This is a genomic window from Streptomyces sp. H39-S7 (assembly GCF_027158205.1).
In the GTDB taxonomy this organism is placed as follows: Bacteria; Actinomycetota; Actinomycetes; order Streptomycetales; family Streptomycetaceae; genus Actinacidiphila.
Window position 1 is genome coordinate 1 of sequence record NZ_JAPVLU010000030.1, and the last position, 13,485, is coordinate 13,485.

Sequence of the window (13,485 nt, forward strand, 5' to 3'; positions counted from 1 at the left end):
GGGGGAGTGCCGGCCGGGCCGACCGGCCGCAGGGCGTCCGCCAGCACATCGGTCCGCAGCAGCCGGCCCAGCCCCTCGCCCAGCAGGGCGGTCTGTTCCGCCACCACCGGGTAGTTCAGCTCCAGATCGACCGGCGCGGCGGCCGGCTCGGCGAGCGCGGGCCCCGGCGTCCGGGGGGCGGCCCGGACGAACGTGCCGCGCCCCACCTCGCCGACGACCAGGCCGCGCCGGGCCAGCTCGCGGTAGACCCGGTTCGCCGTCGAGGCGGCGATGCCGTGCCGGCGGGCGAACGCGCGCTGCGTGGCGAGCCGGTCGCCCGGCCGCAGCCGGCCGGCCACGATGTCCGCCGCGACCGTGTCGGCGACCGCCCGGTAGTCCTCCATCAGCCCTCCACCTCACGCATGATTGCACCGAGAACAATATAGACATTGCACTCACTGATTCCCACCCCTAGCATCGGGTCCTGAGCCGGTGGGACCGGCCGGATGGACGGGAAAGAACAGGTGGTCAGCGCGATGACGGCGGCAATGGCGGAACTCAGCGGCATCACCGTCGGGTACGAGGACGCGGGCACGGGCGAACCGCTCGTCCTCGTCCACGGCCACCCCTTCGACCGCTCGATGTGGGCACCCCAGCTCGGTGCATTCGCAGCCCGCGGCGTGCGGGTGATCGCCCCCGACCTGCGCGGTTACGGCGCGTCCACCGTCGTCCCCGGCACGACCTCGGTGGAGACCTTCGCCCGCGACCTCGCGGCGCTCCTCGACCACCTCGGTCTGGACCGGGTCGTCATCGGCGGTCTGTCGATGGGCGGCCAGATCGTCATGGAGTTCTGCCGGCTCTTCCCCGACCGGGTCCGCGGCCTGCTGCTCGCCGACACCTTCCCGGCGGCCGAGACCGAGGACGGCAAGCGGACCCGGCGCGACATGGCGGAACGGCTGGTGCGCGAGGGGCTGAAGGGGTACACCGACGAGGTGCTGTCCAAGATGGTCGCGCCGTACAACATCGAGGCGCTGCCCGCCGTCGCGGACCACGTGCGCCGCATGATGTACGGCGCACCGCCGGAGGGCGCGGCCGCCGCGCTGCGCGGGCGCGCCGAACGGCCCGACTACCGGGAACTGCTGGACCGGATCGCGGTGCCCGCCCTCGTCGTGGTCGGCCGGGACGACGAGTACACCCCGGTCGCCGACGCCGAGGACATGCACCGGCGGATCGCCGGATCGGAGCTGGTCGTCGTCGAAGGCGCCGCGCATCTGCCGAACCTCGAACGCCCTGCGGCGTTCAACGCGGCGCTCGACCGCTTCCTGACCCGAGTTATGACGAAAGCCTGACGTCAGGGCGCCGCCCCTGGCCGTCGGCCGCCGTACGTGCTCGAATCGACCTATGGACGAACCCCGCGTGGACGATGCCCCCGACGACCCGGGGGAGCAGGACGAACGGCGTGGTGCGCCGGTCGGGCGGCGCGTGGTGCTGGGCATGCTGGGGCTGGGCGCCGCGGGGGTCGCGCTGGGCAGCCACGTGCAGGACCGCCTCGACGCGGTGCTCGCCGAGGTGAGCGCCAAGGACCCCACCGGGGTGACCGGACTGCTGCCCGGCGGCGGAGGATTCCGCTACTACTCGGTCACCTCGTCGGTGCCCAAGCGCAACGCCGAGAACTACCGGCTCACCGTCGGCGGCCTCGTCGACCGCCCCGCGACGTACCGGCTCGCCGACCTGCAGGCCATGCCGCAGCAGCGGCTGGTGCACGACGTGCAGTGCGTGACCGGCTGGCGGGTGCCGAAGACCGCCTTCGCCGGTGTGCGGCTCTCCGCGCTGCTGGCCGCCTCGGGGGTGCGTCCGGAGGCGACCGCCATCCGGTTCGACTGCTTCGACGGCGCCTACACCGAGAGCCTCACCCTGCAGCAGGCCCGCCGCGACGACGTCATGGTGGCGCTGTCCATGCAGGACAAGCCGGTCACCCACGCCCACGGCGGCCCGGTCCGGCTCTACGCGGCGCCCATGTACTTCTACAAGTCGGCGAAGTGGCTCTCGGGGATCACCCTGACCAAGAGCGTCGAACCCGGCTACTGGGAGAAGCTCGGCTACGACGTCGACGCCTGGGTCGGCACGTCGAACGGACGGTCCGATGACCCCACTTCCTGACGGCGTGACCGCCCCGACCGCCGTGCGGCCCCCGGAACGGCGGGTCCGCCGCTTCAGCCGCGCGGAGCGCTGGGTGCACCGCGCCACCGCCTGGCTGATGGCCGTCTGCGTGTTCACCGCCGCATGCCTCTACCTGCCCCCGCTCTCCGAACTCGTCGGCAGGCGGCGGCTGGTGGTGACCGTCCACGAGTGGTCCGGACTGGTGCTTCCGGTGCCCCTGCTGGCCGGCGTGTTCTTCCGTGCGCTCCGTGCCGACCTCGGCAGGCTCAACCGCTTCCGCCGGCACGACTGGCACTGGCTGCGCACCGTGCTGCGCAAACGCAGCAAGGACGGAGTGCCCGCGGGCAAGTTCAACGCCGGGCAGAAGCTCTACGCGTCCTTCACCGCGGGAGCGGTGCTGGTGATGATCGGCACCGGGCTGCTGATGTGGTTCACCCACCTCGCTCCGGTGGTCTGGCGGACCGGCGCCACCTTCGTCCACGACTGGCTGGCCCTGCTGCTCGCCGCCGGGATCACCGGGCACGTCTGGTTGGCCGCCAAGGACCCCGAGGCGCGGCTGGGCATGCGGACCGGGAGCGTGGCGGCGTGGTGGGCGCGTCGCGAACACTCGCTGTGGAAGCCGGACGGCAAGGGCTGAGCGGGCCGCGCGGCGGACGGCCGGCCTCCGTTCGATTCTGTTACGGGACGGCCACCCGGAGTCCGCCGACAGGACACCGTCCCTTTCCGGCGCGCGCCTAGCGTCGTGACATGACGACCTCTCAGGCGCCCCCGATGCGGCGGGAGTCCGCGACCGAGGTGCCGCGGGTGGCGCCGGTCGGCATACCTGCCGTGCCGCCCACTCCGCCGCCGCGGCGCCGACGCTCTCCGGCGCTGCGGGTGCGGCTGCCGCTCCACGGACCCGCACGGCTCGTCGTGTCGGCCGCGCTCGCCCTGGCCGCACTCGCCGCCCTGTGCGCGACCGCCGTACTCGGCGCGGTCGACGTCCGGGGCGAGGTCTCCGCCCTGGACACGGCCGTCTCCCAGCGGGCCGCCGTCGCCGCCGAACTGCGGTTCGCGCTCGCCGATCTGGACGCCCAGCGGGCCAACTCCCTGGTCCCCGGCCACTCGGCGCTCCACCCGGACGTGGAGGTCGGCAACCGGCTGCTCGCCCTGATCACCGCGCAGCAGCGCCGCGCCGAGGTCAGCGGTCTGCTGCGGCAGCTCGGCGCCGATCCCGCCCAGGGCGACCGGGTCCGGTCCCTGCTCGACGCGCTCGGCCGCTTCGACGACGCCGGCGCCCGCTCGTCCTACGTGGACGAGACCCACCCCGACCGCCCGGCGGGCATCCCGCCGCATGCCGCGGTCGCCCTGTCCTCCGAGGCCGCCGACGTGCTGCGCAACGAGCTGCTGCCCGTCGCGGCGGCGCTGTCGGAGACCTACGCCCAGCAGGCCGCGCACCGGGAGTCGGCCGCGTGGGAGAGCGCGTCCTGGTCGGCGGCGCTCGTCGGGGTGTCCGGTGTCCTCGCCCTCGGCTTCCTGCTGTGGTGGCAGCGGGACCTCTCCCGCCGCTATCACCGCCGCCTCAACCCGGCGCTGGTCGCCGCCACGGCCGCCGCTCTGGTGGTGACCGTGACCGGCGCGCTCTCCTTCGCCTCGGCGGCGTCCGAGGTCGACGCGGCGGGCCGGGAGGGGCTGCGCCCCTGGTCCCGGCTGGCCGAGGCCCGCGCGGTGGCCGCCGATGCCGCGGCCACGCAGAGCCGCTGGCTGGTCCACGACGCCGACTCGGCGGGCTTCCAGAGCGAGCGCTTCACCACGCTCACCCGCAGGCTCGACGTCCTCCTCGCCCCCGAGCCGTCCGTGGCGACCGCGGAACGCCCCGCCTACCAGGACGTGTCCACCCGCTACGGCCACTTCCGCGCCGATGACCGGAAGCTGCGCGAGCTGCGTGCCGCGGGCCGGCTCGAAGAGGCGGTCACGGTGCTCACCGAAGTCGGCCGCGGCCAGGTCGCCTTCGACTTCTGGGACTTCGCCACCACGCTGGACGCCCTCGCGGACCACCAGCGCTCCGACTTCGACCTGCACACCGCCCGCGCCCGCTCGGCCCTCGCCGGCTGGCCGGCCGTGCCCGCCGGAGCGCTGGCCGCCGCGGCGGTCCTCGTCCTCCTGGGCATCCGCCCCCGCCTGGCCGAATACCGCTGACCCGCCGGCCGCTGGGGCCCGTGGCCGACGCGCCCTCCCGAGCTGCCGGCGGGTGGTGTGCGCACGCTGTCAGCGCTGCGGTCGGGCGGCCCCGTGCTACCCCGTGGGAGGCGGTCCCGTGCTCGCGCGGGCCACGAGGCGTGGCAGGTCGTCCTGGATCTCGCGGGCGGGGTTCCCGTCGAGGAGGCTGAGCAGCTGCTCGGCGGCGTGGCGGCCGAAGCTGCCGGTGTCGCGGACGAGCGCGGTCAGCGCGGGGTGCGCGCTGCGGCAGAGCACGGAGTCGTCCCAGGCCACGACGGACAGGTCGCCGGGGACCGCGAGACCGCGCTCGTTGGCGACGGCGAGACCGGCCATGGCCAGGACGTCGTTGTCGTAGACGATCGCGGTGGGCGGCCGGGGCTGGGCCAGCGCCCGGCGGGTGGCCTCGGCACCCTCGGTGTCCGAGTAGTCGGTGCTGATGGAGTGGACGTCGGGCAGTCCGCGACGGGCGGCCTCCGCACGCAGCGAGCGGATCCGGCGCTGGGTGTGGGCGAGGTGCGGCAGGCCCGCGATGTGCAGGATCCTGCGGTGCCCCAGCCCGTGGAGGTGGTCGACGATCGAGGCCATGGCGCCCGCGTCGTCGGCCCACACGGTGGAGATACCGGAGTGCCCGGGCGTGCCCGGGGCGAGCGCGCCGATGACGACGGCAGGCAGGCCGAGTTCGTCGAGCAGCGCCGGGCGGGGGTCGTCGAGCCGGGGGTCGACGACGAGCAGGCCGTCGACCCGGCGTTCTGCCCACCAGCGGCGGTAGATCGCGCACTCCTCGCCCAGGTCCTCCACGACCTGGAAGAGCAGTCCGAGGTGGCGCCGCGCCAGCACCACCTGGATGCCCGAGACGAGTTGCAGGAAGAACGACTCGACCCCGAGCGTGTGCGCCGGCCGGGCCAGTACCAGGCCGACGGTGGCGGCGCCCTCGCCGGACAGCGCCCGGGCCGCGGTGCTGGGGCGCCAGCCCAGCTGTTCCGCGACCCGGCGGACCCGGTCGCGGGTCGCGGGGGAGACGCCGGGCCGGTCGTTGAGCGCGAAGGACACGGCGCTCTCGGAGACGCCGGCGCGCTGCGCGATGTCCTTCATCGTCGGTCGGCGGGCCGGAGTGCGGCGCACGGGATCCATGGCTGGATTATGTCCTACTCCGGGACCCGCAGTGCGCTCCCGTACTAATGCGCTTGAGCTCATGCTCACTAAAGCGCATTAGTTTTGTTGTTAAAAGTGCTCCCACCTGCACATATGCCGGACGGCATGAATTCATGACGATTTAACCGTTGACGATGCTCCCGACGCGGGTGCAGCCTTACCCCGCCGCCCCACCCCGCCCCTCCTGGCCCGAGCGAAGGAGCTTGTCAGCCATGTCCGTATCCAGTGGAAGAACCCGTGGAGAGCGCGGCACCCGCCGCGGCGCCACCCGAACCACCGCACTCGTCCTGCCCCTGCTGCTGTCCGCGCTGACGCTGACCGCCTGCGGTTCCGGCGACGACGCCGGCGGCAGTGCCGACGGCAAGATCGAGGGCGACATCAGCTTCCAGACCTGGAACCTGCGGGCGAACTACAAGGACTACTTCGAGGGCCTGGCCGCGGAGTTCGAGAAGCAGAACCCCGGCGTCCACGTGAAGTGGCTCGACCAGCCTGCCGAGAACTACGCGGACAAGCTCAGCGCCGACGCGGCCGGCGGCACTCTCCCCGACGTCGTCAACGTCTCGCCCGACCTGTCGTACCCGCTGGCCAAGGCGGGCATGATCATGAGCCTGGACAAGGAGCCCGCGGCCGCCAAGTTCAAGGCCGACTACACGCCCGAGGCGTGGAAGGGCAACGAACTCCCCGGCCTGGAGGGCTCGTACGCCTTCCCCTGGTACCTCAACACCGGACCGCTGTTCTACAACAAGACGCTCTTCCAGCAGGCCGGCCTCGACCCGGCCAAGCCGCCGAAGACCTACGACGAGCTCTTCACGGCCGCCAACACCATCGCGGTGAAGTCCGGCGGGAAGACCGCCACCCTCGCGGGCACCCCCTCCATCGAGGATTTCGGCCGCTACGGCGTCCCGCTGATGAACGCGGACGCGACCAAGTTCACGTACAACGACGCCAAGGGCACCGAGCTGCTCACCAAGTACCTGGAGCTGTTCAAGAACGGCGGTCTGGACTCCCAGGCGCTGACCAGCGGCCCCGACGCCGTCGGCCAGAAGTTCCTGCAGCAGAAGGTCGCGATGAACCCGGGCAGCGCGCACGACCTGGGCACCTTCAAGCAGAACGCGCCCGACCTGTACAAGAACCTCGGCATCACCGACGCGCCCAACAACACCGGCCACCCCAACATGTACGTGATGGGCATGGCGGTGAACAGCCACAGCAAGCACAAGGCCGCGGCCGTCGCCCTCGCGCACTTCCTCACCGACAAGCAGAACCAGGAGTCCTTCGCGCACAAGGTCGCGATCTTCCCGAGCACCGCGGGATCGCTGGACCAGCCCTACTGGACCCAGGACGACGGCACCGACGAGGGCCGCATCAGGGTCGCCTCGGCGCGGCTCCTCAAGGGCGCGGTGAACTACACGCCGGTCGTGATGACCGACGAGATGAAGACCATCCTCAAGAACGAGGTGGCGAAGGCGCTGCAGGGCAAGAAGTCGCCGCAGCAGGCTCTGGACGACGCCGTCGGCCAGAGCGACAAGCTGCTCAAGCAGAGCTGAGCGGGCGGACCCGACATGAGTGCAAGGACCCACCGGGCCGCCAGCCCCTGGCTGTTCCTGCTGCCCGGCCTGGTGATCATCGCCGCGTTCAGCCTCTACCCGTTCATCAGCACGGTCGGCACGGCCTTCACCGACGCCCGCACCCTGACGCCCGGCCACTGGGTGGGGCTGCGGAACTTCCAGGACATGCTGGATGACGAGCAGTTCTGGACCGGGCTGCGCAACAGCACGCTGTACGTGCTGCTCGTGGTGCCGTGCACCGTGCTGCTGCCGCTCCTGCTGGCCCTGCTCGTACAGAAGCAGGTCCCCGGCATCGCGTTCTTCCGCTCCTCCTTCTACACCCCGGTCGTCGCGTCGGTCGTCGTGGTCGCGCTGATCTGGGTGTGGATGCTGGACGACCGCGGGCTGGTCAACGGAATCCTCGGGTACTTCGGGACCGGCCCGGTGGAGTTCCTCAGCGACCAGTGGCTGCTGCTGTTCAGCGCGATGGCGCTGACGGTGTGGAAGGGCCTCGGCTACTACATGATCATTTATCTGGCGGCGCTGGCCAACGTGCCGCGCGAACTGCACGAGGCGGCCGCCGTGGACGGTGCCGGAGCGTTCCGGCGCTTCGTCAGCATCACCGTCCCCGCGGTGCGCTCCACCATGGTGCTGGTCGGCGCGCTGTCGTCGGTCGCGGCCTTCAAGGTCTTCACCGAGGTCTATCTGATGGCCGGCCCCACCGGCGGCCCGGCCGGCGAGGACACCACCATCGTCATGCTCGTCCAACGCGTCGGCACCGGACTGTCCGGGCGCACCGGCTACGCCTCCGCGCTCTCCGTGGTGATCTTCGTGGTCACCCTGGTCCTGATGCTGCTGGTGCTGCGCGCCGACCGCAAGGACGGTGAGTGACATGGGCGGCCGTATGCCCCGCTGGCAGCTCGTCCTGCGCTACGTCCTGCTGCTCGCCGTCCTGGCCGTCACGATCGGCCCGTTCCTGTGGCAGCTGAGCACCTCGCTCAAGGGCCCGACCGAGGACATGTACAGCTACCCGCCGAAGCTGCTCCCCGAGCATCCGACGCTGGACAACTACGCGGGCGTCGCGGACATCATCCCGGTCTGGGAGTACGCCCTGAACTCCCTCAAGGTCGCCGCGGCGAGCGTCATCACCAACTGCGTGGGCTCCGCCCTGGCCGGCTACGCGCTCGCCCGGCTGCGCTTCCGCGGCCGCAAGCTCGCGACCACCGCCTTCGTCATGGCGCTGCTGGTGCCGTTCGAGTCCATCTTCATCGCGCAGTTCACCACCATGCGCGACCTGCAGCTGAACAACACCCTCATCGCCGTCGTGCTGCCCGGCTGTATCGGCGCGATGAACGTGCTGCTGATGCGGAACGCGTTCAGCCATCTCCCGTACGAGATCGAGGAGGCCGCCGTCATCGACGGCGCCAACGTCTGGCAGCGCTTCGTACGGATCGCGCTGCCCTCCGTCAAGGGCACTCTGGCGGTCGTGGCGATCTTCTCGTTCATGGGCGCCTGGGACGACTTCCTGTGGCCCCTGATCGTGCTGTCCGACCCGGACAAGTACACGCTGACCGTGGGACTGAACTTCCTGCACGGCACGTTCGCCAACAACCCCAGGCTCGTCGCCGCCGGGACCATCATCGCCGTAGCCCCGCTCATCGTCATGTTCGCCTGCCTGCAGCGGTACTTCTTCCGCGGCGTGGGCGAAGGCGCCGTCAAGGGCTGACCCATCCCCGTTCCCCCTCCCCGCACTGAGGACACCGCACCGGATGAACACCATGCGCTTCGGCGTCAACTACACGCCCACGCGCGGCTGGTTCCACCACTGGCTCGACTTCGACCTCGACGAAGTCCGCGCCGACCTGGACTCCATCGCCGCCCTCGGCCTCGACCACATCCGGGTCTTCCCGCTCTGGCCGGTCTTCCAGCCGAACCGCACCCTGGTCAGGCCGCGCGCCGTCGAGCAGCTCGTCCAACTGGTCGACGCGGCGGCCGAGCGCGGACTCGACACCGCGGTGGACGGGCTGCAGGGCCACCTGTCCAGCTTCGACTTCCTCCCCTCCTGGACCACCACCTGGCACCGCCGCAACCTCTTCACCGACCCCGACGTCATCGACGGCGAGGTCGACTACCTGCGCACCCTCGCGGCCGCGCTCGCCGACCGGCCCGGCTTCCTCGGCATGACCATCGGCAACGAGATCAACCAGTTCTCCTCGGGACCGCACCCCGACCCCGACCGGATCACCCCCGGCCAGGCCGAGTCCTGGCTGCGACGGGTGCTGGGAGCGTGCGAAGAGGGCGCGCCGGGCAAGTTCCACCTGCACGCGTCCTACGACGCCGCCTGGTACCAGGACGACCACCCCTTCACCCCCGGTCACTCCGCCCTGCTGGGCGCCGCGACCGCCGTCCACTCCTGGGTGTTCAACGGCACCGCGCAGCGCCACGGCCGTACCGGTACCGCCACCGAGCAGCACGCCGCCTATCTGATCGAGCTGTCGAAGGCCTGGGCCACCGACCCGCACCGGCCGGTGTGGCTGCAGGAAGTGGGCGCACCCGCCCCGCACATCCCCGCCGAACACGCCGCGGAGTTCACCGAGGCCACCATCGCCGCCGCCCTGGACTGCCCGGACGTGTGGGGCGTCACCTGGTGGTGCTCCCACGACGTGGACCGCGCCCTCGCGGACTTCCCCGAGCTGGAGTACGGCCTGGGGCTGCTCACCACCGACCGTACGGTCAAGCCCGCCGGCGCGGCCGTCGCCCGCGCCGTCGAGCAGTGGCGCGGGCGCGAGCACCGCCCCGCGCCGCGCACCACCGCACTGGTGGTGGACGCGGGCGACCGCGTCAGCGCGCCCGCCCGGTCCGTGTGCGCACCCGGTGGGGCCTTCTTCGAGGCGTGGGCGCGACTGGCCGCCGCCGGCGTCCGGCCCGCCGCCGTCCTCGCCGAACGCGCGGACGACGCCGCCCATCTGGCGGCCCGCGGCATCACCGAGGTCCTCACCGTCGAACAGGTCGACCTCATCGGCGGAACGCACCGATGACGCGGCACCGCGGCCGCGCCGCTACCGCCCGCCCGCTGCGCGGCGTACAGATGGATGAGGCAGCGACCCGCCCGCCCACCGCCTCCGCCCCGCCGTCCGCCGCCTCCCCCCGGATCTGAGGAGACCCTCATGCACAGCAACCGAACCGTCACCGAGGACCGGCTCAAGCGGGTCCTCGCCGAACGCATCCGCCCCGCCGTGTACCCGCAGTCGGTGCCGCTGGACATCGGGATCTGGAACGCCCCCGGCGAGCCCGTCCCGGTGGCCGAGGGCCTGGCGGCACCCCGCGCGCCCATCGAGACGGGTGAGCCCTGGGGCCCGCCGTGGGGCACCAGCTGGATCACCGTGACCGGCGTCGTCCCGGACGAATGGGCCGGCCGGACCGTCGAAGCACTGCTGGACCTCGGCTTCGACGAGAACATGCCCGGCTTCCAGTGCGAGGGCCTGGTCTACCGGTCGGACGGCTCACCGGTGAAGGGACTCAACCCGCGCAACCAGTGGATCAGGATCGGCGCGCCCGTCGCCGGCGGCGAGCGGGTGGAACTGCACATCGAGGCCTCGTCGAACCCGGTCCTGCTCGACTACCACCCCTTCCTGCCCACCGACCTCGGTGACAAGGAGACCGCCGGCCACGAGCCGCAGTACAAGCTCGCCCGGATGGACCTCGCCGTCTTCGACGAGACGGTGTGGGAGCTGGTCCAGGACCTGGAAGTGCTCGGCGGGCTGATGGCCGAGCTGTCCACCGACTCACCGCGCCGCTGGGAGATCCTGCGCGCCGTGGAACGGTCGCTGGACGCCGTGGACCTGCAGGACGTCGGCGGCTCGGCCGCCGCCGCCCGCGAGCGGCTGGCCGAGGTCCTGGCCGCACCCGCGCACCGCTCCGCGCACCGCATCAGCGCGGTGGGCCACGCGCACATCGACTCCGCCTGGCTGTGGCCGCTGCGCGAGACCGTCCGCAAGGTCGCGCGCACCACCTCCAACATGACCGCGCTGCTGGAGGAGAACCCGGAGTTCGTCTACGCCATGTCGCAGGCGCAGCAGTACGCCTGGATCAAGGAGCACCGGCCCGAGGTGTACGCGCGGGTCAAGAAGGCCGTCGCGGACGGGCGGTTCGTGCCGGTGGGCGGCATGTGGGTCGAGTCCGACACCAACATGCCGGGATCCGAGGCACTGGCGCGGCAGTTCGTGCACGGCAAGCGGTTCTTCCTCGAGGAGTTCGGCATCGACACCGAGGAGGTGTGGCTGCCCGACACGTTCGGCTACTCCGCCGCGCTCCCGCAGATCGTCAAGCAGGCCGGCGCGAAGTGGTTCCTCACCCAGAAGATCTCCTGGAGCGAGACCAACAAGTTCCCGCACCACACCTTCTGGTGGGAGGGGCTGGACGGCACCCGGGTCTTCACCCACTTCCCCCCGATCGACACCTACAACGCCCAGCTGTCGGGCAAGGAGGTCGCCCACGCCGTCCGCAACTTCCAGGAGAAGGGCTCCGCGACCCGCTCGCTGGCCCCGACCGGCTGGGGCGACGGCGGCGGCGGCACCACCCGCGAGATGCTCGCGCACGGCAAGCGGCTGGCCGACCTGGAGGGCTCGGCGAAGGTCGTCTTCGAAAAGCCGTCGGCGTTCTTCGAGAAGGCCCACGCCGAATACCCGGACGCCCCGGTGTGGGTGGGCGAGCTCTACCTCGAACTGCACCGCGCCACCCTCACCAGCCAGGCCCGCACCAAGCAGGGCAACCGCCGCAGCGAACACCTGCTGCGCGAGGCCGAGCTGTGGGCCGCGACCGCGGCCGTACGAACCGGCTTCCCGTACCCGTACGAGGACCTTGACCGGATCTGGAAGACGGTCCTGTTGCTGCAGTTCCACGACATCCTCCCCGGCTCGTCCATCGCCTGGGTGCACCGCGAGGCGGAAGCGAAGTACGCGGCCGTCGGCGCGGAACTGGAACAGATCATCACCGCCGCGCAGGCCGCCCTCGCGGGCAGCGGCGCCGGTGGTACGTCGGTGCTGTTCAACGCGGCGCCGCACGCCCGCTCGGGCGTCCCCGCGGGCGGCGCCGTCGTCGCGGCGCCGAGCGTCGCGGCGCCGAGCGACGCGGCGGTGAGCGCCGCGCCGCGCGAGGGCGGGGGATTCGTCCTCGCCAACGGGCTGCTGCGGGTGGCGATCGACGCACGCGGGCTCGTCGTCTCCGTCTACGACCTCGAAGCCGGCCGCGAGACCGTCGCCCCGGGCACCGCCGCGAACCTCCTGCAACTGCACCCCGACTTCCCCAACCGCTGGGACGCGTGGGACGTCGACACGTTCTACCGCAACACCGTCACCGACCTCACCGACGTCGACACCCTGGAACTGGACGCCGTCGGCGGCGGCGTGGCGGCGGTCCGGGTGACCCGGAGCTTCGGCTCCTCGCGGGTGGAGCAGGTGCTGACGCTGACCGCCGGGGAGCGCCGGCTCGACATCGCGACCGAAGTGGACTGGCACGAGACCGAGAAGTTCCTCAAGGCCGCCTTCCCGCTCGACCTGCACGCCGACCGCACGGCGGCCGAGACCCAGTTCGGCCACCTCTACCGCGCCACGCACACCAACACCAGTTGGGACGCGGCGAAGTTCGAGGCGTGCGCCCACCGCTTTGTGCATCTCGAGGAGCCGGGCTGGGGTGTCGCCGTCGTCAACGACTCGACGTACGGCTACGACGTGACGCGCGCCGTACGGCCCGAGGCCGCCACCTCGCTCACCGGCGGTACCACCACCACCGTCCGGCTCTCCCTGCTGCGCGCCCCGCGCTTCCCGGACCCGCACACCGACCAGGGCACGCACCGGTTCCGCTATGCGCTGGTCCCGGGCGCCACGATCGGCGACGCGGTGCGGGAGGGCTACCGCATCAACCTGCCGGAGCGTCGGGTGCCGGGTGACACGGCGGTGTCGCCGCTGGTGTCCGTGGACCACGACGCGGTGGTGGTGACGGCGGTGAAGCTTGCCGATGACGGGAGCGGGGACGTGGTGGTGCGGCTGTACGAGTCCGGCGGGGGGCGTGTGAGGGCGCGGTTGACGGCCGGGTTCGCGGTGGCGTCGGCGACGGTGTGCGACCTGCTGGAGCGGCCGGTGGGTGGGGCGGCGTCGGGTGGATCCTCGGGCGTCGAGCTTTTGTTGCGGCCGTTCGAGATTCGTACCTTGCGGTTGGCTCGCGGGGACGGCTGACATCTGATCCGGCCGGTGGGGGTGCGGGGGCCGGGCCCTCCGGTGGGGGGTTTCGAAATCGTATATTTACGGTCCCCCAACCCCTCCGGCCGGGGGTGCCCCCAGCCGCCCACAAATACACGGCAGCATTTCGAAACCCCCCACCTGCGGACCCGTCCCCCTCACGTCACGACCTGTCTGCCGGCGCGGATGTGCTCGCGTGCGCCGCCCGCCCG

General features: G+C 71.9%; 12 protein-coding genes. 10 read left to right on the plus strand and 2 right to left on the minus strand.

The window, feature by feature from the left end; all coding sequences use genetic code 11:
- Positions 1-383 (minus strand): winged helix-turn-helix domain-containing protein (locus O3X23_RS26570; protein WP_269274084.1); only part of this gene is annotated, 383 nt, incomplete at its 3' end.
- Between the two features lie 144 nt (positions 384-527).
- Between O3X23_RS26570 and O3X23_RS26575 the strand changes: the two genes are divergently transcribed.
- From O3X23_RS26575 to O3X23_RS26590, 4 genes are all read left to right on the plus strand, one after another.
- On the plus strand, positions 528-1,328 hold the full coding sequence (locus tag O3X23_RS26575) for an alpha/beta fold hydrolase (RefSeq protein ID WP_269274178.1): 801 nt from the start codon (positions 528-530) through the stop codon (positions 1,326-1,328).
- Between the two features lie 52 nt (positions 1,329-1,380).
- Positions 1,381-2,139, plus strand: coding sequence for a molybdopterin-dependent oxidoreductase (locus tag O3X23_RS26580; protein WP_269274085.1), 759 nt, complete (start codon positions 1,381-1,383; stop codon positions 2,137-2,139).
- Entirely contained in the window at positions 2,123-2,776 is a 654-nt protein-coding gene (locus O3X23_RS26585; protein WP_269274086.1) for a cytochrome b/b6 domain-containing protein, read from the plus strand. Before O3X23_RS26580 ends, O3X23_RS26585 begins: the two co-directional genes overlap by 17 nt.
- Before the next feature lie 110 nt (positions 2,777-2,886).
- Positions 2,887-4,317 (plus strand): hypothetical protein, encoded by a 1,431-nt coding sequence (locus tag O3X23_RS26590; protein WP_269274087.1) that lies wholly within the window; start codon positions 2,887-2,889, stop codon positions 4,315-4,317.
- 96 nt (positions 4,318-4,413) lie between these two features.
- Here the strand turns inward: O3X23_RS26590 and O3X23_RS26595 are convergent, their stop codons facing one another.
- Positions 4,414-5,469, minus strand: a complete 1,056-nt coding sequence (locus tag O3X23_RS26595; RefSeq protein ID WP_269274088.1) for a LacI family DNA-binding transcriptional regulator — start codon at positions 5,467-5,469, stop codon at positions 4,414-4,416.
- Between the two features lie 233 nt (positions 5,470-5,702).
- Here O3X23_RS26595 and O3X23_RS26600 point away from each other — a divergent pair, with 233 nt between their 5' ends.
- From O3X23_RS26600 to O3X23_RS26625, 6 genes are read left to right on the plus strand one after another with little or no spacing between them, the layout of a single operon-like run.
- Entirely contained in the window at positions 5,703-7,037 is a 1,335-nt protein-coding gene (locus O3X23_RS26600; protein WP_269274089.1) for an ABC transporter substrate-binding protein, read from the plus strand.
- A gap of 15 nt (positions 7,038-7,052) precedes the next feature.
- A complete protein-coding gene (locus O3X23_RS26605) occupies positions 7,053-7,928 on the plus strand; it encodes a carbohydrate ABC transporter permease (protein ID WP_269274090.1) in 876 nt (291 codons plus the stop codon).
- 1 nt (position 7,929) lies between these two features.
- Positions 7,930-8,763 (plus strand): carbohydrate ABC transporter permease, encoded by an 834-nt coding sequence (locus tag O3X23_RS26610; protein ID WP_269274091.1) that lies wholly within the window; start codon positions 7,930-7,932, stop codon positions 8,761-8,763.
- A 52-nt stretch (positions 8,764-8,815) separates the two neighbouring features.
- Entirely contained in the window at positions 8,816-10,075 is a 1,260-nt protein-coding gene (locus O3X23_RS26615; protein ID WP_443047984.1) for a glycoside hydrolase 5 family protein, read from the plus strand.
- Positions 10,072-10,194 carry a hypothetical protein gene (locus O3X23_RS26620; RefSeq protein WP_269274094.1) on the plus strand — a complete coding sequence of 41 codons (123 nt, stop codon included), beginning with the start codon at positions 10,072-10,074 and terminating at the stop codon, positions 10,192-10,194. The genes O3X23_RS26615 and O3X23_RS26620 overlap by 4 nt, the downstream gene beginning before the upstream one ends.
- Positions 10,195-10,204: 10 nt before the next feature.
- A complete protein-coding gene (locus O3X23_RS26625) occupies positions 10,205-13,270 on the plus strand; it encodes an alpha-mannosidase (protein WP_269274095.1) in 3,066 nt (1,021 codons plus the stop codon).
- Positions 13,271-13,485 lie beyond the last annotated feature (215 nt).